This is a genomic window from Pseudomonas sp. GW823-FHT02E01 (assembly GCF_058797535.1).
Map to the genome: position 1 here is coordinate 506601 of NZ_JBXAJS010000005.1, position 18626 is coordinate 525226.

19 protein-coding genes, 1 tRNA gene and 1 pseudogene are annotated in these 18626 nt (G+C 60.0%); 15 read left to right on the forward strand and 6 right to left on the reverse strand.

Annotation, left to right across the window (positions count from 1 at the left end; all coding sequences use genetic code 11):
* The first annotated feature begins 105 nt into the window (after positions 1–105).
* The 7 genes and pseudogenes from AC1RDQ_RS15340 (at position 106) to AC1RDQ_RS15370 (ending at position 5896) form a co-directional block, all read left to right on the forward strand.
* Positions 106–1092, forward strand: a complete 987-nt coding sequence (locus AC1RDQ_RS15340) for an NAD(P)/FAD-dependent oxidoreductase (RefSeq protein WP_057713325.1) — start codon at positions 106–108, stop codon at positions 1090–1092.
* A gap of 153 nt (positions 1093–1245) precedes the next feature.
* Positions 1246–2205 carry a YbgA family protein gene (locus AC1RDQ_RS15345; protein WP_492587641.1) on the forward strand — a complete coding sequence of 320 codons (960 nt, stop codon included), beginning with the start codon at positions 1246–1248 and terminating at the stop codon, positions 2203–2205.
* Positions 2205–3146: a MerR family transcriptional regulator gene (locus AC1RDQ_RS15350; protein ID WP_057713323.1), complete on the forward strand. Its 942-nt coding sequence runs from the start codon at positions 2205–2207 to the stop codon at positions 3144–3146. The genes AC1RDQ_RS15345 and AC1RDQ_RS15350 overlap by 1 nt, the downstream gene beginning before the upstream one ends.
* A 21-nt stretch (positions 3147–3167) precedes the next feature.
* On the forward strand, positions 3168–4610 hold the full coding sequence (gene phrB, locus AC1RDQ_RS15355) for a deoxyribodipyrimidine photo-lyase (protein ID WP_349736487.1): 1443 nt from the start codon (positions 3168–3170) through the stop codon (positions 4608–4610).
* A 2-nt stretch (positions 4611–4612) separates the two neighbouring features.
* Positions 4613–4712 (forward strand): annotated as a pseudogene (locus AC1RDQ_RS15360) (nuclear transport factor 2 family protein); the annotation flags it as partial.
* A complete protein-coding gene (locus tag AC1RDQ_RS15365; RefSeq protein WP_492587643.1) occupies positions 4709–5491 on the forward strand; it encodes an SDR family NAD(P)-dependent oxidoreductase in 783 nt (260 codons plus the stop codon). The pseudogene AC1RDQ_RS15360 and the gene AC1RDQ_RS15365, both read left to right, overlap by 4 nt.
* 99 nt (positions 5492–5590) lie before the next feature.
* Entirely contained in the window at positions 5591–5896 is a 306-nt protein-coding gene (locus AC1RDQ_RS15370; protein WP_007981864.1) for a YkgJ family cysteine cluster protein, read from the forward strand.
* A 144-nt stretch (positions 5897–6040) separates the two neighbouring features.
* Here AC1RDQ_RS15370 and AC1RDQ_RS15375 read toward each other — a convergent pair whose 3' ends face one another.
* From AC1RDQ_RS15375 to hemA, 6 genes are all read right to left on the reverse strand, one after another.
* Positions 6041–6559: an acyloxyacyl hydrolase gene (locus AC1RDQ_RS15375; protein ID WP_349736491.1), complete on the reverse strand. Its 519-nt coding sequence runs from the start codon at positions 6557–6559 to the stop codon at positions 6041–6043.
* A 123-nt stretch (positions 6560–6682) separates the two neighbouring features.
* Positions 6683–7474 (reverse strand): glutamate racemase, encoded by a 792-nt coding sequence (gene murI, locus AC1RDQ_RS15380; protein WP_150814906.1) that lies wholly within the window; start codon positions 7472–7474, stop codon positions 6683–6685.
* On the reverse strand, positions 7467–8222 hold the full coding sequence (locus AC1RDQ_RS15385) for a molybdopterin-synthase adenylyltransferase MoeB (protein WP_492587645.1): 756 nt from the start codon (positions 8220–8222) through the stop codon (positions 7467–7469). Before AC1RDQ_RS15385 ends, murI begins: the two co-directional genes overlap by 8 nt.
* The gene (gene prmC, locus AC1RDQ_RS15390) at positions 8216–9046 is read right to left on the reverse strand and encodes a peptide chain release factor N(5)-glutamine methyltransferase (RefSeq protein ID WP_090457656.1); all 831 of its coding nucleotides are present in this window, start codon (positions 9044–9046) and stop codon (positions 8216–8218) included. Before prmC ends, AC1RDQ_RS15385 begins: the two co-directional genes overlap by 7 nt.
* Positions 9047–10129, reverse strand: a complete 1083-nt coding sequence (prfA, locus tag AC1RDQ_RS15395; RefSeq protein ID WP_007981853.1) for a peptide chain release factor 1 — start codon at positions 10127–10129, stop codon at positions 9047–9049.
* Positions 10126–11415, reverse strand: coding sequence for a glutamyl-tRNA reductase (gene hemA / locus AC1RDQ_RS15400; RefSeq protein WP_057713317.1), 1290 nt, complete (start codon positions 11413–11415; stop codon positions 10126–10128). The genes prfA and hemA overlap by 4 nt, the downstream gene beginning before the upstream one ends.
* Positions 11416–11650: 235 nt before the next feature.
* Between hemA and AC1RDQ_RS15405 the strand changes: the two genes are divergently transcribed.
* From AC1RDQ_RS15405 to ychF, 8 genes are all read left to right on the forward strand, one after another.
* A complete protein-coding gene (locus AC1RDQ_RS15405) occupies positions 11651–13375 on the forward strand; it encodes a tetratricopeptide repeat protein (protein WP_492587647.1) in 1725 nt (574 codons plus the stop codon).
* A gap of 4 nt (positions 13376–13379) precedes the next feature.
* Positions 13380–13997 (forward strand): lipoprotein insertase outer membrane protein LolB, encoded by a 618-nt coding sequence (gene lolB / locus AC1RDQ_RS15410; RefSeq protein ID WP_057713315.1) that lies wholly within the window; start codon positions 13380–13382, stop codon positions 13995–13997.
* Position 13998: 1 nt separating this feature from the next.
* Positions 13999–14850: a 4-(cytidine 5'-diphospho)-2-C-methyl-D-erythritol kinase gene (gene ispE, locus AC1RDQ_RS15415; protein WP_057713314.1), complete on the forward strand. Its 852-nt coding sequence runs from the start codon at positions 13999–14001 to the stop codon at positions 14848–14850.
* 36 nt (positions 14851–14886) lie between these two features.
* Positions 14887–14961, forward strand: a tRNA-Gln gene (locus tag AC1RDQ_RS15420).
* Between the two features lie 46 nt (positions 14962–15007).
* On the forward strand, positions 15008–15949 hold the full coding sequence (locus AC1RDQ_RS15425) for a ribose-phosphate pyrophosphokinase (RefSeq protein ID WP_003171603.1): 942 nt from the start codon (positions 15008–15010) through the stop codon (positions 15947–15949).
* A gap of 142 nt (positions 15950–16091) precedes the next feature.
* Positions 16092–16691 carry a 50S ribosomal protein L25/general stress protein Ctc gene (locus AC1RDQ_RS15430; protein WP_007973891.1) on the forward strand — a complete coding sequence of 200 codons (600 nt, stop codon included), beginning with the start codon at positions 16092–16094 and terminating at the stop codon, positions 16689–16691.
* A 169-nt stretch (positions 16692–16860) separates the two neighbouring features.
* Positions 16861–17445, forward strand: a complete 585-nt coding sequence (pth, locus tag AC1RDQ_RS15435; protein ID WP_154860520.1) for an aminoacyl-tRNA hydrolase — start codon at positions 16861–16863, stop codon at positions 17443–17445.
* A gap of 22 nt (positions 17446–17467) precedes the next feature.
* Positions 17468–18568, forward strand: coding sequence for a redox-regulated ATPase YchF (gene ychF / locus AC1RDQ_RS15440; RefSeq protein ID WP_057713313.1), 1101 nt, complete (start codon positions 17468–17470; stop codon positions 18566–18568).
* The last annotated feature ends 58 nt before the right edge of the window (positions 18569–18626 follow it).

Consider the following 18626-nt stretch of genomic DNA (forward strand, 5'->3'; position numbering starts at 1 on the left):
TAGGCCAAGCTGTCAGATCGAGAACGCTAAAAGTTATACCAAAAAACAATATTGTACAGGTTTGAACCCCGGCGTAGTCTGTACAGAAAGGTAAACGAGGCCCCTATGACTGTACCTATCGCAATCATCGGCACCGGCATTGCCGGACTCTCCGCCGCCCAGGCCCTGACGGACCTCGGGCACGTGGTCCAACTGTTCGATAAAAGTCGCGGCAGCGGCGGGCGCATGTCGAGCAAGCGCAGCGATGCGGGTGCTCTGGACATGGGCGCGCAGTATTTCACTGCCCGCGACCGGCGTTTTGTCAACGAAGTCCAGCGCTGGCAAGCCAAGGGCTGGGTCGCCGAATGGACGCCGCAGCTGTACACCTACCATGGCGGCCAACTCAACCTGTCGCCGGACGAGCAGACCCGCTGGGTCGGCACGCCTCGCATGAGCGCCATCACCCGCGCCCTGCTCGGTGACCTCGAAGTGCATTTCGCTTGCCGGATCACCGAGGTCTATCGCGGTGAAGAACACTGGCACCTGCAGGACGCCGAAGGCTTCACCCACGGACCGTTCAGCCACGTGGTTATCGCTACGCCGGCCCCACAGGCCACGGCTCTGCTGGCATCGGCGCCGAAACTCGCCGGGGCCGCCGCCGGGGTGAAAATGGACCCGACCTGGGCCATCGCCCTGGCCTTCGAAACGCCGCTGGAAACGCCCATGGAAGGCTGCTTCGTACAGGACAGCCCCCTCGACTGGCTGGCCAGAAACCGCAGCAAACCCGGACGCGACAACACCCTCGACACCTGGGTCTTGCATGCCACCAGCGCCTGGAGTCGCCAGCACATCGACCTGTCCAAGGAAGCGGTGATCGAACAGTTGCACGGCGCATTTGCCGAACTGCTGCACGACTCAATGCCCGCGCCGAGCTTCAGCCTCGCCCACCGCTGGCTCTACGCCCGCCCCGCCAGCAGTCACGAATGGGGCACCCTGGCCGATGCCGACCTGGGGCTGTACGCCTGTGGCGACTGGTGCCTGTCCGGACGAGTCGAAGGGGCCTGGCTCAGCGGTCAGGAGGCCGCCCGCCGCTTGCATGAGCACCTGCAGTAAAGAGCATCAATCCGAGCAAACCGCTGCTGTCGCCCTGACAGCAGCCCGTCAAAAACCTATACAAAAAATTTGACTTGTACAACTTCGAATCTATGATGAAGTTATCTTGTACAGACCCGAATGTTTGTACAGGTTTAGATTCGAGGTGCTCCGATGTTCCACTCCCCCGCCAAACCGAAAATCGCCATCAGCGCCTGCCTGATGGGGCTCGACGTACGCTACAACGGCGGACACAAGGAATCGCGGTTGTGCAGCCGCACCCTCACTGACTACTTCGATTTCATCCCGGTATGCCCGGAAGTGGCCATCGGCCTGGGCGTACCCCGCCAACCGATTCGGCTGGTGGGCAGTGCAGATCAACCCGAAGCCGTGGGCACCCTCGATCACAACCTTAACGTGACACAACCGCTGGCCACCTACGGCCAGGAAATGGCAGCGCAGCTGGGGGATATTTGCGGCTACATCTTCATGCAAAATTCCCCGTCCTGCGGCCTGGAGCGGGTCAAGGTCTACCACGCCAACGGCGCACGGGCGGACAATGGCGGGCGCGGGATCTACGCCCGGGCCTTCTGCCTGCGGCACCCGGACTTGCCGGTGGAGGAAGACGGCCGGCTCAACGATCCGGTGCTGCGGGAAAACTTCCTCACCCGAGTGTTCGCCTACAGCGCCTGGCAGCAGCTACGCCAAGAGGGCATGAGCCGGCGCGGTCTCACGGACTTTCATTCGCGCTACAAATACCTGCTGATGGCCCACAACCCGGTGCAATACAAAACCCTGGGCAACCTGCTGGGCAACATGGGCAAAACCGATCCACAGGAACTGGGCCCCCGATATTTCAGCGAACTGATGGCTGCGCTGAAAAAATGCGCCACACGTCGCACTCACACCAACGTCCTGCAACACCTCAGTGGCTACCTGAAACAGGCCATCAGCGGCGAAGACAAGCGGGAAGTGCAGCACGTGATCAGCCAGTACCGTCTGGGCATCGTGCCGCTGGTGGTGCCGCTGACACTGCTCAAACATCACTTTCGCCAACACCCCGATCCGTACATCGCACAGCAGGTTTACCTGCAACCGCACCCGGAAAACCTCAGCCTGCGAAACGCCATTTGATGAAAAAAGCACTCGACACCAGCGCCCGCGAAGACCTCGGCGATGATTTTAAAAAGGCGCTGGACGAAGGCTGGCTGCCGATCCGTGAAGTGGCGCGGCAAACCGGGGTCAATGCCGTGACCTTGCGTGCCTGGGAGCGGCGCTACGGTCTGATCGTGCCGCTACGCACGCCCAAGGGCCATCGGTTGTTCTCGGCCGACCACGTACAACGCATCCAGACCATCCTCACCTGGCTCAACCGTGGCGTTGCCGTCAGCCAGGTCAAACCATTGCTCGACACGCCGCAAGCCTTCAGCGAGTCCGTCGACAACGATTGGCACGCCTTGCTGCAAACGTTGCTGCAGGCAGTCAGCCGATTGCAGGAGCGCGCCCTGGATGACAGCGTCAATCAGGCGATGGCGCTGTATCCGCCGCGAACCCTGTGCGAGCAATTGCTAATGCCCTTGCTGGCCGCTCTGGAGCAACGCTGGCAAGGCCAGTTCGGGGCGCAGATGGAGCGGGGCTTTTTTTGTGCCTGGTTGCGCAGCAAGTTCGGAGCGCGCATCTACCATAACAATCGTCAGTTGCGCACCGCGCCGCTGCTGCTGGTCAACCACTCGGACCTGCCTGTGGAACCGCACCTGTGGCTCACGGCCTGGCTGATCAGCAGCGCGGATTGCCCGGTGGAGGTCTTCGACTGGCCGCTGCCTGTCGGAGAATTGGCATTGGCGGTCGAACTTCTGCAACCCCGAGGAGTTCTGCTGTACTCAAGCAAAGCCCTGAATCCGGCGCAGCTGCCGAAACTTTTCAAAGGTGTCAGTTGCCCAAAAATGATTGCCGGACCAACGGTATGCATCCACCACACCGAGTTGTCCGCAAGTACTGCCGTGATCGCTGATCTGTACCTGGCCGAAGATCCGTTGTCGGCACATCAGGCACTCGTTCAGCGCGGGTTGATTTAAATGGATCGCGTGGATACCAAAATGCAATTGATCTGGCTGCGCAGCGACTTGCGCCTACATGACAACACCGCCCTCTCGGCCGCCGCGGCTCGCGGCCCGTGCGTGGCGGTGTATCTGCTGAGTCCGGAACAATGGCTGGAACACGACGATGCGCCCTGCAAAGTGGACTTCTGGCTGCGTAACCTGCGCGAGTTGAGCCGCGAACTGGGTCAACTGAACATTCCCCTGCTGATCCGCCAGGCCCCTCGCTGGGATGACGCACCCAGCGTATTGCTGAACCTGTGCCGACAGTGGCAGGTCGATGCGTTGCACCTCAACGAGGAATACGGCATCCACGAGTCCCGTCGCGATGCAGCGGTCGCCCGGACGCTACAGGCTGAAGGGATCGAAGTTCGCCGCTACCTCGATCAATTGCTGTTCAAGCCCGGGAGCGTGCTGACCCGCACCGGCACTTACTTTCAGGTCTTCAGCCAGTTCCGCAAAGTCTGCTACGAACGACTGCACCACTCGCTGCCCAGCCTGGTACGCGCGCCGCACAAACAAGCGCCGCTGAACATTGCCAGCGATGCGATCCCCTTGAGTGTCGACGGTTTCGCAACACCCGCTGATAACCTGCGCAACCTGTGGCCGGCGGGCGAAGCCGAAGCCCGGCGTCGCCTCGACAGCTTTAGCGATGTGCAGATCGAGCACTATCAAAGCGAACGGGATTTCCCGGCGAAGCCCGGCACCAGTCAGCTCTCGGCCTATCTCGCCGCCGGGGTGATTTCTACGCGCCAATGCCTGCACGCGGCCTTGAACAGCAATCAAGGTGAATTCGAAAGCGGCAAGACCGGCGCTGTCACCTGGATCAACGAACTGCTGTGGCGCGAGTTCTACAAACACATCCTGGTAGGCTACCCACGGGTTTCCCGGCACCGCGCGTTCCGTCCGGAAACCGAAGCCCTGGCCTGGCGCAACGCCCCCGAAGAACTGGCCGCCTGGCAACAGGCACGCACCGGCTTGCCGATCATCGACGCCGCCATGCGCCAACTGCTGGCAACCGGCTGGATGCACAACCGCCTGCGCATGGTGGTGGCGATGTTCCTGACCAAAAACCTGCTGATCGACTGGCGCGAAGGCGAACGCTTTTTCATGCGTCACCTGATCGATGGCGACCTGGCGGCGAACAATGGTGGCTGGCAGTGGAGTTCTTCCACCGGCACCGACTCGGCGCCTTACTTCCGGATTTTCAACCCGCTGAGCCAGTCGGAAAAATTCGACCCCGAAGGCGTATTCATCAAGCAGTGGTTGCCAGAACTGGCCGGGTTGAATAAAAAAGACGTGCACAACCCCGCCAATCTCGGCGGCCTTTTCGGTGTTGTGGATTACCCCTCACCGATCGTCGACCTGGGTACTTCCCGTACACGTGCGTTGACGGCATTCAAAAACCTGCCCTCACGGCAATACGCCGCCGCTGGGTCATGAATTACCGCCACCGGGATTACTTCGATGCCGGGGGCTTTGCTTTATGAACATTTACCCGTATTGGGCCGGGCAATTGCCTGGCTGAAAAGGAGATTGGGATGAGTCGGACACTCGCACGACGATACTGGCTGACCGGTGCAAGCAGCGGCATCGGTGCCGCCCTGGCCGAAGAAATCCTGAAAGCCGGTGCGCACCTGGCCGTCAGTTCGCGCACCGTGGCCCCCCTGAAAGACTTGTCGCTACGTTATCCGGGGCAAGTGCTGGTAGTTCCCGGAGACCTGACCAACAGCCAGACCGTACGCGAGATCGGCGAGCAGATTGCCGAGGACTGGGGCTCGCTGGACACCGTGATACTGAACGCCGGCACCTGCGAGTACGTGGATGCCAAGCAGTTCGATGCGTCGATTGTCGAGCATGTGGTGCGCACTAACCTGTTGGCCAGCAGCTATTGCATCGACGCCGCCCTGCCATTGCTGCGTGCCGGCACCGCACCGCATATGGTGGCCATGGCCAGTACGGTGACCTACCTGCCGCTGCCCAAGGCAGAAGCCTACGGCACTTCGAAGGCCGGGCTACGTTATCTGTTCGAATCCCTGCGCATCGACCTGGCCCCGGAAGGCATAGAACTCACGGTAATCAGCCCCGGGTTTGTCGAGACGCCGCTGACGGCAAAAAACGACTCGCCCATGGCCTTGAGCTGGCCGGTGGAGAAAGCCGCGCGGCACATCTTCGAAAAACTCAAGGACCGCCCGTTGGAAATCGCTTTCCCCGCAGCGTTCATGACCGCCCTCTGGCCACTCTCCAAACGGCCGGACCAAGTAAAACTGGAGATCGGCAAACGCATGGTGCGCAGCCAGCCGCCGATCAAGGATCAACCCTGAAAGTCGTCATCAATGGCGGCGGTGTCTCGGACGCTCAGATATTTGAGCGTCCGTCAGACCTTTCACACAGTACCCGGCGACTGCCTTACACTGCGCGCCATGAAAACCATCCCCCATACGCAAATCGCGGAGCCCGCGGTCACCTGCTCGACCTGCGCAGCCTGCTGCTGCCAGCTCGAAGTCATGCTGATCACAGATACGGGCGTGCCTGAACGGTTCATCGATACCGATGACTGGGGCGGGGAAGTGATGTTGCGCCTGGATGACGGTTGGTGTGCCGCACTGGATCGCAACACGATGATGTGCACGATCTACGAAAAACGCCCGCTGATCTGCCGGGAGTTCGAGATGGGCGCTCCGGAGTGCATCGACGAACGCCAGGGGATTTCAACGGCGTATCGCTGAACTGGAAAACCACGTGTCCCCCTGTGGGAGCGAGCTTGCTCGCGATAGCGATTTCAGACTCAACATTGATGTTGAATGAAACATCGTCATCGCGAGCAAGCTCGCTCCCACAGAGGGATTTACAACCCGCTGAAACCGTGGTGCTTACAACGGCATCGTGTAATGCAATGCGTAACTTTCTACACCATCGTTCGGAGTGGTGATCCCGGCGTTGGAATAGTGCGTCGCACGAACCCCGACTTCATGTCCGCCGGTAAAGCGCAAACCGAAACCAAAGCGGTCTTCGAACTGGAAGGCGCTGCCCAGATCGTTGCTTTCGACTTCGGTGCTGGCAAACGCCGCCACGCCAATCCCAAACTCGATGTAGGGTTTGACGTTCTGGCCGGCAAATTCATAAACAAGCACGGGTGAGAACGACAGGCTGTGGTTACTGGATTTCTCGTCACCTTCCCAATAGGTATAGGCGCCGTCCCAGTAACCGGTCAGACGACCAACGTCGCTCTGCCACCAGCTCTGGTCCCAATCGAATTGCATCCCCAATCGATAGGTCATGGTCGACTCGCCGGTTTGCCCCACGGCAAATTCCACACCTGCCGCCTGCGCGGTAAAAGTGTGCCCCAAAAGTGCGGTCGCAATCGCGGCCAAGCAGAATAGTCGCTTCACTTGAAACTTCCTTTTCCGAACGATTTCGTATGGTTTTTTTTGTTACCAAGCCCTGCAAAACTATAGAAGTCAGCGATTGATCAGAAGTTTACCCCGACTCTTCGTATTCCCCCGGACAGTCATCTACCTGTTGAAGCTTCGCACAACACCAGAGGTATTCCACAGTATCGGCAAGATATTTCTGAAATGAAGCGGATCGGCGCTGGTCCAGAACTGTGCCTCACGGGAAGGTCCCTGGGCGAGCAGCTCGCCTTCGGCCAGCAGACGCTGAAGTTGTCGCGCGACGGCGGCGCCGGTGTCGATCAGGCTGATGTCCTCGGGGATCATCTGCCGCAGCATCGGCTTGAGAAAGGGGTAATGGGTGCAGCCGAGAATCAGAGTGTCCGCGCCAGCAGCCAGCAGTGGCTCGACATACCCGGCCAACAGCTGGCGCAACTCGGGGCTGCGCAGGTCGCCGTTTTCAATCAGCTCCACAAGCCCTGGACAGGGCTGGGTGATCACCTTCACGTCCGTGGCGAAGCGGTCGAGCAACGCGGCGAACTTGGCGCTCTGCAAAGTGCCGGTGGTGGCCAGCACCCCCACTACGCCGGAACGGGTTGCGGCGGCGGCCGGCTTGACTGCCGGCTCCATGCCAACGATGGGCCATTCCGGATAGTCGCGACGCAGGTCGGCGACCCCGGCAACCGTCGCCGTGTTGCACGCCAGCACCAAAGCCTTGGCGCCCTGTTGCCGAAAGAAGTCGGCCATCACGCTGCAACGTTGCTGGATAAATGCCGGGGATTTTTCGCCGTAGGGAACATTCCCGCAGTCGGCGACGTACAACAGAGACTCATTGGGCAGCAAACGCTGGATCTCGGCCAGTACCGAGAGCCCACCGACACCGGAGTCGAACACGCCAATCGGCGCTTCACGCATGTTTCGGCCCACAGATGCTGCAGCCCGGATCGCGCTTGACCCGCAGTTCACGGAAGCGCGTGCCCAAGGCATCGATCAACAACAGGCGCCCCACCAGCGGCTCGCCGAATCCGGCCAGCAACTTCAACGCTTCAAGCGCTTGCAGACTGCCGACCAGCCCCACCAGCGGACCGACCACGCCGGCCTCGCTACAGGTCAATTCGGCTTCGCTGCCGTGCCCGTATAAACAGTGGTAACACGGACTCTCCGGTCGACGCGGGTCGAACACCGACAGCTGCCCTTCGAGGCGAATCGCCGCGCCGCTGACCAGCGGTTTGCCGGCCGCCACGCAAGCGGCGTTGACCGCTTCACGGGTGGAAAAATTGTCAGAACAATCGAGGACCAGATCCACTCTGGCCACTACGGCGGCCAGGGAGTCTTCGTCCAGCGCCGCACGATGGGCGATCAGTCGAATCTCGGGGTTGATCGCCGTCAGGCGCTTGATTGCCGAATCGACCTTGGTCATGCCGACGCTGTCGGTGTCGTGAATGATCTGGCGTTGCAGGTTGGTCAGGTCGACCGTATCGAAGTCCGCCAGGTGCAACTCACCAACGCCGGCGGCCGCCAGATACAGCGCCACTGGCGCGCCAAGGCCGCCAAGACCGACGATCAATACGCGGCTTTCCTTGAGCCGCAACTGGCCGTCGATATCGATGTGTTGCAGCAGAATCTGCCGGCTGTAGCGCAGCAATTCCTGATCATTCAGCACGGCAGGCGCCCCAGACTGATGCGTTGATGACCGCCCAGATCGGTGCGGCTGTGGACTTCTTCAAAACCCCGGGTCAGCAGCAAATCGCGAACCGCCTCGGCCTGATCATAGCCGTGTTCGAGCATCAGCCAACCGCCGGCGTCCAGATGGTCCGGTGCCTGGGCAACGATCAAGCGCAGATCGTCGAGCCCGTCGACACCCGCCACCAAGGCGCTGGCCGGTTCAAAGCGCACGTCGCCCTCGACCAGATGCGGATCGGCCGCTGCGATGTAGGGCGGATTGCTGATGATCAGTTGAAAACGCTGACCTTCCAGGGCGCTGAACCAATGGCTGCTCAGCACGGTGGCGTTGTCCAGGTGCAGGCGCTGGCGATTGCGTTCGGCCAGGGCCACGGCTTCCAGGACACGATCCACGGCAGTGACGCTCCAGGCCGGACGCTCGCTGGCCAGGGCCAGGGCAATCGCGCCGCTGCCCGTGCCAAGGTCGAGTACCTTGGCCGGTGTGGCCGGCAACAGTTCCAGCGCGGCTTCCACCAGCAGTTCGGTGTCGGGGCGCGGGATCAGCGTGTGCGGTGCCACTTCCAGGTCCAGCTTCCAGAAACCCTGCTGGCCGAGGATATAGGCCACCGGCTCACCGCTGCGGCGGCGCTGCAAATACTCGGCGAACGTCAGCGCCGCTTCGCTCGGCACGATGCGCTCCGGCCAGGTATGCAGGAAACTGCGGGACTTGCCCAAGGCCGCCGCCAGCAGCAGTTCGGCATCCAGACGCGCCGTCGGCGAGTCGGGTAAATCGGCGGCGCGCAACAAACTGGCAATGATCGTCATTTACTCACCTATCGCTGCCAGTTGATCGGCCTGGTACTCGGCCAGCAACGGCTCGATCACCGCCTCGACGCCGCCGGCGAGGATCTCGTCGAGGGAATACAAGGTCAGGTTGACTCGATGATCGGTGACCCGGCCCTGGGCAAAATTATAGGTGCGGATACGTTCTGAGCGGTCGCCGGAACCGACCAGCAACTTGCGCTCGCTGGCGATGGCGTTGGCCGCGGCGGAGGTCTGCTGATCGTTCAGCTTGGCCGACAACCAGGACATCGCCCGGGCGCGGTTCTTGTGCTGTGAACGTTCTTCCTGGCACTCGACCACGATGCCGGATGGCAAGTGCGTGATACGGATCGCCGAGTCGGTCTTGTTGACGTGCTGGCCACCGGCGCCGGAGGAACGATAGGTATCGATGCGCAGATCGGCCGGGTTGATCTCGATGGCTTCCTGTTCGTCCGGCTCGGGCAATACCGCCACGGTGCAGGCCGACGTGTGAATGCGGCCTTGGGATTCGGTCGCCGGAACCCGCTGCACGCGGTGCGCGCCGGACTCGAACTTCAGTTTGCCGTAGACGTTGTCGCCCTCGACCCGGGCAATCACCTCTTTATAGCCGCCGTGTTCACCCTCGTTCTCCGAAAGGATCTCCACCCGCCAGCCACGACGCTCGGCGTAACGCGAATACATGCGGAACAGGTCGCCGGAGAAAATCGCCGCTTCGTCACCACCGGTACCGGCACGGATCTCGAGGAACACGTTGCGGCCGTCGTTCGGGTCCTTGGGCAGCAGCATGCGCTGCAGGTCGGCTTCGAGCGTGACCAGGCGTTCCTTGGCCTCGCGGACTTCTTCCACGGCCATTTCCCGCATGTCCGGGTCGCTGTCCTTGAGCAGTGCCTGGGCGCCTTCGAGGTCGTCCTGCACTTTCAGCAGTTCTTTATAGGCGCCCACGATCGGTTCAACTTCCGCGTACTCCTTGGAATAGGTGCGGAACTTGTTCTGATCGGAAATGACCTCGCCATCGCCCAACAGGGCGGTCAATTCCTCGAAACGGTCCTGGAGGATATCCAGCTTATTGAGCAGTGACGCTTTCATTGCGGTTTTTTATCCGAAAAGCTATCCGATGAGCCCTCACCGAGGGCAAAGAGTTCCTGGGCCATCGCCAGCGCATCCAGGCGACCTTCGGCAGAGAGCTTTTTCAACTGCACGCTCGGTGCGTGCAACAGTTTGTTGGTCAGCCCGCGGGCCAGTTGCACCAGCACCTCTTCGGCACTGGTGCCGTTGGCCAGCATGCGCTGGGCCTTTTGCAATTCTTCATCGCGCAGGCGTTCGCTCTGTTGACGATAGGCCTTGAGCACGTCCACCGCCGCCAATTCGCGCAGGCGGATCATGAAATCTTCGGCACCGATCGAGACCATCTCTTCGGCGGCCTGGGCTGCGCCCTGGCGGCTCTTGAGGTTCTCGGCAACCACTTCGTGGAGGTCGTCGACGCTATAGAGGTAAACGTCGTCCAGTTCGCCGACTTCTGGCTCGATGTCGCGGGGAACAGCGATATCCACCATGAAGATCGGTTTGTGCTTGCGCAGTTTCAAGGCGCTTTCCACCGCACCCTTGCCCAGAATCGGCAACTGGCTGGCGGTGGAACTGATGACGATATCGCTGCGCACCAGCTCTGCCGGAATATCCGACAGCAGCACCGCATGGGCACCGAACTGTTCGGCCAGGATGCTCGCGCGCTCCAGGGTGCGGTTGGCGACCACTATGCGCTTTACACCCAGGTCATGCAGATGGCGGGCGACCAGGGTGATGGTCTCGCCGGCGCCGATCAACAAGGCCTGGCTGCGTTGCAGGTCGCTGAAAATCTGCTTGGCCAGGCTCACCGCGGCAAACGCTACCGACACCGGGTTCTCGCCGATGGCCGTGTCGGTGCGCACCTGCTTGGCCGCATTGAACGTGGCCTGGAACAGCCTACCGAGCAACGGCCCGATGGTGCCGGCCTCCCGGGCCACGGCATAGGCCGATTTCATCTGGCCAAGAATCTGCGGTTCGCCCAACACCAGCGAGTCGAGCCCGGAAGCCACCCGCATCATGTGACGAACTGCCGCATCATCTTCATGCACATAGGCGCTTTCGCGCAGCTCGTCGTAGCTCAAATGATGATATTCGGCCAGCCAGCGCAGCACGACGTCCGCCGACAGGTGATCCTGTTCTATATAGAGTTCACTGCGATTGCAGGTGGAGAGGATCGCAGCTTCGCGGCTGTCGGTGAGTCGGCAGAGCTGCTGCAAGGCCTCAACCAGCTGCTCAGGGGTAAAAGCCACGCGCTCGCGGACGTCTACTGAAGCAGTCTTGTGGTTAATACCGAGTGCAAGGAAGGCCATTCAAAGTCGCTGATGGTGACGTGAAGCCGGCAATTGTCCTACTTCGACGGAATCAGAACAACTACTCGATATCTATCGCCCCATCAGGCGCCGCCGCGGGTTGCGAGCAGTTCTCGTTTACACAAGCATCAGGGCGACGCGGATCGGGCTGGCAGGTAAATTGCCGGGCCGGTTATGTTTGCTCGAAAGCTTGTGTCATGATGATCCGACCGCAGGTTAGTCGTCCTCTTCCTATATGAATAGATCCTCCGCGTTGCTCCTCGCTCTTGTCTTCCTCAGCGGCTGCCAGGCCTTGGCACCCGTTTCGTCGGACGGTGCGCCGCCGGTTGAAGACAGCACCCCGGCCCCTGAAAAGCCCAAGGTCTACAGCCCATTCAGCGAGGAAACCATCTTCAGCCTGTTGAGCGCTGAACTGGCCGGCCAGCGCAATCGTTTTGACATTGCCTTGGACAACTATGTAACCCAGGCCATCAACACCCAGGATCCGGGCATCTCCGAGCGGGCATTTCGTATCGCCGAATATCTGGGCGCCGACCAGGCAGCCCTGGATACTGCGCTGATCTGGGCCAGGAACGCCCCCGACGACCTCGAAGCGCAACGCGCCGCCGCCGTGCAACTGGCACGCGCCGGGCGTTATGACGACTCCATGGTCTATATGGAGAAAGTCCTGCAAGGCAAAGGCGACACCCATTTCGACTTCCTTGCGCTGTCCGCGGCCGACACCGACCAGGACACCCGCAACGGCTTGATGAAAAGCTTCGATCGTTTGTTGCAGCGTCATCCGGACAACGGCCAGCTGATTTTCGGCAAGGCCTTGCTGATGCAACAGGATGGCGACGCCAAGGGCGCGCTGAAGCTGCTGGAAGACAATACGCCGGAGGACGGCGAAATTGCGCCGATCCTGCTGCGCGCACGCCTGCTGCAAACCTTGAATCGCGGTGACGAAGCCCTGCCGCTGCTGCAGAAAAGCATCAAGAAATACCCGGACGACAAGCGCCTGCGCCTGACTTACGCGAGGATGCTGGTTGAACAGGACCGCATGGACGACGCCAAGGCCGAGTTCTCGAGCCTGGTCCAGCAATACCCGGAAGACGACGAACTGCGTTACTCCCTGGCGCTGGTGTGCCTGGAAGCCAAGGACTGGAATGAGGCCAAGGGTCATCTTGAAGACCTGATCGCCCGGGAAAGCCATGTTGACTCGGCGCACCTGAACCTCGGCCGCATCGCCGAAGAACAAAACGACCCGCAAGGCGCGCTGATCGAATACGCAAAGGTTGGCCCGGGCAACGACTTCCTGCCGGCGCAATTGCGTCAGGCCGACATCCTGATCAACAACGGCAAGACCGCCGAAGCGCAACGCAAGCTGGCGGCAGAACGCGATGAGCAGCCGGATTACGCCATCCAGTTGTACCTGATCGAAGTCGAAACCCTGTCCGCCAACAATCAGGGCGACAAGGCCTGGAATGCTCTGCAACAGGCCTTGCAGAAATACCCGGACGACCTGAACCTGCTCTACACCCGCGCCATGCAGGCGGAAAAACGCAATGACCTGGCGCAGATGGAAAAAGACCTGCGTACGATCATCAAGCGCGACCCGGACAATGCCATGGCGTTGAATGCCCTGGGCTACACCCTGTCCGACCGCACCACGCGCTACGCCGAAGCCAAGGCCCTGATCGAACAGGCGCACCAGATCAGTCCGGAAGACCCGGCGGTACTCGACAGCCTTGGCTGGGTGAATTACCGCCTGGGCAATCTTGACGAAGCCGAGCGCCTGCTGCGCCAGGCCCTGGATCGCTTCCCCGATCAGGAAGTCGCCGCTCACCTGGGTGAAGTCCTGTGGGCCAACGGCAAACAGCGTGAAGCGAAACAAGTCTGGGGCAAGTTCCTCAAGGAACAGCCTGACAGCCCGACCCTGCGCGGCACCATCAAACGCCTGACCGGATCAGAGACTCTTTAAAATTATGTTTTTGCGCCATTTCATCGTTTTCAGCTTTATCGCCCTGCTCGCCGGTTGTGCCGGCCTGGGTCCCCGTGAGTCGGTCGAGGGCCATGGCAACGCCGCCCAATGGCGTGAGCACAAACAGCAACTGACCGGCCTCGATGGCTGGCAGATCGACGGCAAGATCGGCATCCGTGCCCCGAAAGACTCGGGCAGCGGCACGCTGTTCTGGTTGCAGCGCCAGGATTACTACGACATTCGCCTGTCGGGACCACTGGGCCGCGGCGCGGCTCGCCTGACCGGACGCCCGGGCAAGGTGTCGCTGGAAGTCGCCAACCAGGGACGTTACGACGCGCCGAATCCGGAAGTGCTGCTCGAAGAACAGCTTGGCTGGAAGCTGCCGGTGTCCAACCTGGCCTGGTGGGTGCGCGGGCTTCCGGCTCCCGACAGCAAAAGTCGCCTGACCCTGGACGGCGACAGCCGCCTGGCGAGCCTTGAACAGGATGGCTGGAAGGTCGACTACACCGCCTACACCCAGCAAAACGGTTTCTGGCTACCCGAGCGCATCAAGCTCAGCGGCACCGACCTTGATGTCACGCTGGTGATCAAGATCTGGCAACCGCGCAAACTGGGGTCATGACATGCCAGCCAATCGCCTGACGCTGCCCTCGCCAGCCAAACTCAATTTGATGCTGCACATTCTGGGTCGCCGCGAAGACGGCTACCACGAACTGCAGACGATGTTTCAGTTTCTTGATTACGGCGACGAAATCACCTACGCCCTGCGCGATGACGGTGTCATTCATCTGCACACTGAGTTCGAAGGCGTTCCCCACGACAGCAATCTGATCGTCAAGGCCGCCAGAAAACTGCAGGAACAATCCGCTTGCTCGCTGGGCGTCGATATCTGGATCGACAAGATCCTGCCCATGGGTGGCGGCATCGGTGGCGGCAGCTCGAATGCCGCAACAACATTGCTGGGCTTGAATCATCTGTGGCAATTGGGCTGGGATGAAGATCGCCTGGCCGGGCTGGGGTTGACGCTGGGCGCCGACGTCCCGGTTTTCGTACGTGGCCACGCGGCTTTCGCCGAGGGCGTGGGGGAGAAACTGACCCCTGTGGACCCGGAAGAACCGTGGTATCTGGTGCTGGTGCCGCAAGTCTCTGTTAGTACGGCAGAAATTTTTTCAGATCCGTTGTTGACACGTAACACTCCTCCCATTAAAGTGCGCCCCGTTCCCAAGGGAAACAGTCGAAATGACTGCTTGCCGGTGGTAACAAGGCGTTATCCAGAGGTACGTAACGCTTTGAATTTGTTAGGTAAATTTACCGAAGCAAAACTCACCGGAACTGGAAGTTGTGTGTTTGGGGGCTTCCCAAGCAAAGCTGAAGCTGATAAAGTCTCGGCCCTTCTGACAGAGACCCTTACAGGATTTGTAGCAAAAGGAAGCAACGTTTCGATGTTGCATCGCAAGCTGCAAAGTCTGCTCTAAAGGAACCGATTACTGGGTAATCGTTGCAACAGATACAGGGGCGTCGCCAAGCGGTAAGGCAGCAGGTTTTGATCCTGCCATGCGTTGGTTCGAATCCAGCCGCCCCTGCCATTTTCCTATACTCATCCAGGTTACCCTCAGCCTTCAGGTACTGCGCGTGTCCAAGATGATGGTCTTTACGGGGAACGCTAACCCCGATCTGGCTCGGCGTGTCGTACGTCAGCTGCATATCCCTCTCGGTGACATCTCTGTCGGTAAATTCTCCGACGGCGAAATTACAGCCGAGATCAATGAAAACGTTCGCGGTAAAGACGTCTTCATTATTCAGCCGACTTGCGCTCCGACCAACGATAACCTGATGGAACTGGTAGTGATGGCTGATGCCTTCCGCCGCTCCTCGGCTACTCGTATCACTGCTGTTATTCCTTACTTTGGTTATGCCCGTCAGGATCGCCGTCCGCGTTCCGCACGTGTGGCTATCAGCGCGAAAGTCGTGGCTGACATGCTTACCGTAGTCGGCATCGACCGTGTTCTCACGGTTGATCTGCATGCTGACCAAATCCAGGGTTTCTTCGATATTCCGGTAGATAACATCTACGGCTCCCCGGTTCTGGTGGATGACATCGAAGATCAGCGCTTCGAAAACCTGATGATCGTGTCCCCGGACATTGGCGGCGTCGTGCGTGCACGTGCCGTTGCCAAATCCCTGGGCGTGGATCTCGGGATCATCGACAAACGCCGTGAGAAAGCCAATCACTCTGAAGTGATGCATATCATCGGTGATGTCGAAGGGCGTACCTGTATTCTGGTCGATGACATGGTCGATACCGCCGGCACCCTGTGCCACGCGGCCAAGGCCTTGAAAGAGCATGGCGCTGCCAAGGTTTTCGCCTACTGCACGCACCCTGTGCTGTCGGGTCGGGCGATCGAAAACATCGAAAATTCCGTGCTGGACGAGTTGGTGGTGACTAACACCATTCCTCTGTCCGCTGCAGCACAAGCCTGTGCGCGTATCCGCCAACTGGATATCGCACCGGTAGTTGCCGAGGCGGTCCGCCGCATCAGCAATGAAGAATCGATCAGCGCGATGTTCCGCTAAGGGCCCTGCCCTTCTCGAAATGTCTCGTTGACGAAAAGCGCCCCGCCCCGGCATTCCTGTCGGGGCGGGGCTTTTTTGCCCATATCGCCTTTAGCGCTGGTCGCAAACGCTGGGGCGAGTGTGGTTATTTTGGAGATACAACATGAACGATTTTACTCTGAATGCTGAAGTGCGTTCCGACCTGGGGAAAGGTGCGAGCCGCCGCCTGCGTCGTCTCGCAAGCCTGGTTCCAGCTGTAGTTTACGGTGGCGACAAAGCCCCTGAATCCATCAGCATGCTGGCCAAAGAAGTTGCCAAACTGCTCGAAAACGAAGCGGCTTACAGCCACATCATCGAGCTGAACGTTGGTGGCACCAAGCAGAACGTCGTGATCAAAGCCCTGCAGCGTCACCCGGCCAAAGGCCACGTGATGCACGCTGACTTCGTACGCGTAGTAGCCGGCCAGAAACTGACCGCTATCGTTCCAGTGCACTTCATCAACGAAGAAGCACCGACCAAGAAAGGCGGCGAAATCTCGCACGTTGTTGCCGAGATCGAAGTTTCCTGCCTGCCGAAAGATCTGCCTGAGTTCATCGAAGTCGACCTGGCTAACGCTGAAATCGGTTCGATCATTCACCTGTCGGACCTCAAGGCTCCTAAAGGCGTTGAGTTCGTGGCCCTGGCACACGGTGATGACAAGGCTGTTGCCAACGTCCACGCTCCACGTGTTGCTCCAGAAGCTGCAGAAGGCGCTGCAGAGTAATTTTACTCTGTACGCCGGAGTGACCGGAAACATCGCGGACTAGAGCATAGCGAGAAAGCGGGCGAGAACGCGGAGTTTACATCATGGTAAATGAGCAATTTTCGTCCACTTTCGCCGCTATCCCTGATTGCGGCGATGTTATCCACCACTCCAAGGAAGGGCCCCTATCGTGACTGCCATCAAACTGATCGTTGGCCTGGGAAATCCAGGCGCTGAATACGAACAGACCCGGCATAACGCAGGGGCCCTTTTTGTTGAGCGCATCGCGAACGCACAAGGCGTAAACCTTGTGGCGGACCGCAAATATTTCGGCCTGACCGGGCGCTATACGCATCAGGGTCAGGATGTTCGTCTGCTGATTCCCACCACGTACATGAACCGCAGCGGCCAGGCCGTGGCGGCCCTTGCAGGTTTCTTTCGCATCAAGCCTGAAGAAATCCTCGTGGCACACGACGAACTCGACCTGCCACCCGGCGTCGCCAAACTCAAAGTGGGCGGCGGCCATGGAGGTCACAACGGGCTGCGCGACATCATTGCGCAACTGGGTAATCAGAACACTTTCCACCGCCTGCGGCTTGGCATCGGTCATCCGGGCGTCGCCAGTATGGTTTCAAATTTCGTCCTGGGTCGTGCGCCACGCGCCGAACAGGAAAAACTCGATGCCAGCATCGACTTTGCCCTCGGCGTGCTGCCGGATATCCTCGCCGGGGAATGGAACCGCGCGATGAAAAACCTGCACAGCCAGAAGGCCTGACTCTTATCCGAGGGGAAACACCATGGGATTCAATTGCGGCATCGTCGGCCTGCCTAACGTCGGCAAGTCCACCCTGTTCAACGCCCTGACCAAATCCGGGATCGCGGCCGAGAACTTCCCCTTCTGCACCATCGAGCCTAACAGCGGTATCGTGCCGATGCCGGACCCGCGTCTGGATGCCCTGGCTGCCATCGTCAATCCAAAGCGCATCCTGCCGACCACCATGGAATTCGTCGACATCGCGGGCCTGGTTGCCGGCGCGTCGAAAGGTGAAGGCCTGGGCAACAAGTTCCTGGCCAACATCCGTGAAACCGATGCCATCGCCCACGTGGTCCGCTGCTTCGAAGACGAGAACGTGATTCACGTCTCCAACAGCGTCGACCCGAAACGCGACATCGAAATCATCGACCTGGAACTGATCTTCGCCGACCTCGACAGCTGCGAGAAGCAACTGCAGAAAGTCGCGCGCAACGCCAAGGGCGGTGACAAGGACGCAGTGGTCCAGAAAGGCCTGCTGGAGCAACTGATCGCTCACTTCACCGAAGGCAAGCCGGCGCGCAGCCTGATGAAGAACATGGGCACCGACGAGAAAGCGGTGATCAAGGGCTTCCACCTGCTGACCACCAAGCCGGTCATGTACATCGCCAACGTCGCTGAAGACGGTTTCGAGAACAACCCGCACCTGGACGTTGTACGCGCCATCGCCGAAGAAGAAGGCGCCGTGGTTGTTCCGGTGTGCAACAAGATCGAAGCGGAAATCGCCGAGCTCGATGACGGCGAAGAAAAAGACATGTTCCTCGAAGCCCTGGGCCTCGAAGAGCCTGGCCTGAACCGCGTGATCCGCGCCGGCTACGAAATGCTGCACCTGCAGACCTACTTCACCGCCGGTGTCGAAGAAGTCCGCGCCTGGACCGTCCGCGTCGGTGCCACCGCACCACAAGCCGCTGGCGTGATCCACACCGACTTCGAAAAAGGCTTCATCCGCGCCGAAGTGATCGCCTACAACGACTTCATCCAGTACAAGGGCGAAGCCGGTACCAAGGAAGCCGGTAAATGGCGCCTGGAAGGCAAGGATTACATCGTTAAAGACGGCGACGTGATGCACTTCCGTTTCAACGTGTAAGCCATACGCCCAAGAAAAAGCCGCGTTTGATACGCGGCTTTTTTGTGCCTTGTTTTTG

Bases quoted from the DNA above. Each gene is read 5' to 3' on its own strand.
- AC1RDQ_RS15340 (WP_057713325.1), top strand. From the start codon at position 106: ATGACTGTACCTATCGCAATCATCGGCACCGGCATTGCCGGACTCTCC.
- AC1RDQ_RS15370 (WP_007981864.1), top strand. From the start codon at position 5,591: ATGAAAACCATCCCCCATACGCAAATCGCGGAGCCCGCGGTCACCTGC.
- hemA (WP_057713317.1), bottom strand. From the start codon at position 11,415: ATGGCCTTCCTTGCACTCGGTATTAACCACAAGACTGCTTCAGTAGAC.
- AC1RDQ_RS15345 (WP_492587641.1), top strand. From the start codon at position 1,246: ATGTTCCACTCCCCCGCCAAACCGAAAATCGCCATCAGCGCCTGCCTG.
- prmC (WP_090457656.1), bottom strand. From the start codon at position 9,046: ATGACGATCATTGCCAGTTTGTTGCGCGCCGCCGATTTACCCGACTCG.
- AC1RDQ_RS15430 (WP_007973891.1), top strand. From the start codon at position 16,092: ATGAACGATTTTACTCTGAATGCTGAAGTGCGTTCCGACCTGGGGAAA.
- phrB (WP_349736487.1), top strand. From the start codon at position 3,168: ATGCAATTGATCTGGCTGCGCAGCGACTTGCGCCTACATGACAACACC.
- ispE (WP_057713314.1), top strand. From the start codon at position 13,999: ATGCCAGCCAATCGCCTGACGCTGCCCTCGCCAGCCAAACTCAATTTG.
- AC1RDQ_RS15405 (WP_492587647.1), top strand. From the start codon at position 11,651: ATGAATAGATCCTCCGCGTTGCTCCTCGCTCTTGTCTTCCTCAGCGGC.
- prfA (WP_007981853.1), bottom strand. From the start codon at position 10,129: ATGAAAGCGTCACTGCTCAATAAGCTGGATATCCTCCAGGACCGTTTC.
- ychF (WP_057713313.1), top strand. From the start codon at position 17,468: ATGGGATTCAATTGCGGCATCGTCGGCCTGCCTAACGTCGGCAAGTCC.
- AC1RDQ_RS15365 (WP_492587643.1), top strand. From the start codon at position 4,709: ATGAGTCGGACACTCGCACGACGATACTGGCTGACCGGTGCAAGCAGC.
- lolB (WP_057713315.1), top strand. From the start codon at position 13,380: ATGTTTTTGCGCCATTTCATCGTTTTCAGCTTTATCGCCCTGCTCGCC.
- murI (WP_150814906.1), bottom strand. From the start codon at position 7,474: ATGCGTGAAGCGCCGATTGGCGTGTTCGACTCCGGTGTCGGTGGGCTC.
- AC1RDQ_RS15350 (WP_057713323.1), top strand. From the start codon at position 2,205: ATGAAAAAAGCACTCGACACCAGCGCCCGCGAAGACCTCGGCGATGAT.